Consider the following 528-nt stretch of genomic DNA (forward strand, 5'->3'; position numbering starts at 1 on the left):
CCCCACACCCCCACCACCGCACTACCCACCTACCCCTTCCAACACCGGCCATACTGGCTCACCCCCGCGGCCACCACCAACGTCACCACCGCCGGCCTCGACCAACCCGACCACCCCCTGCTCGGCGCAGTGACTCCGTTGACGGACCAGGACCAGGTGATGGTGTTGACCGGTCGGCTGTCGCCCACTACGCATCCGTGGCTCGGCTCCCACCGAGTCCAGGGCACGCCTATCCTGCCGGCCGCTGTGCTCGCCGACCTGCTGCTGTACGCCGGTGGCCACGCCGACTGCCCGGTCATCGAGGAACTCCTCCTGCAAGCACCTGTCGTCCTGGCCGATGAGTCGACGACCGATGTGCAGATAACCGTCCACCCCGTCGACGAGACGCACCGGCGGCCATTCACGGTGCATTCGCGCACCAGCGGCGGGGCGGCGTGGGTTCTGCACGCCACGGGAACTCTCAGTGCCGAGCGGGGCCGGGCGCCTGCTGTGGTGGTGCCGTCGGTGGTTGAGGGTGTTGATGTTGGG

At 68.9% G+C, this 528-nt stretch carries 1 protein-coding gene; it reads left to right on the plus strand.

Annotation, left to right across the window (positions count from 1 at the left end; all coding sequences use genetic code 11):
- A partial coding sequence (locus BST12_RS29360; RefSeq protein WP_139802088.1) for a polyketide synthase dehydratase domain-containing protein occupies positions 1-528 on the plus strand: 528 nt, incomplete at both ends.

This window comes from Mycobacterium angelicum (assembly GCF_002086155.1).
GTDB classification, from domain to species: Bacteria; Actinomycetota; Actinomycetes; order Mycobacteriales; family Mycobacteriaceae; genus Mycobacterium; species Mycobacterium angelicum.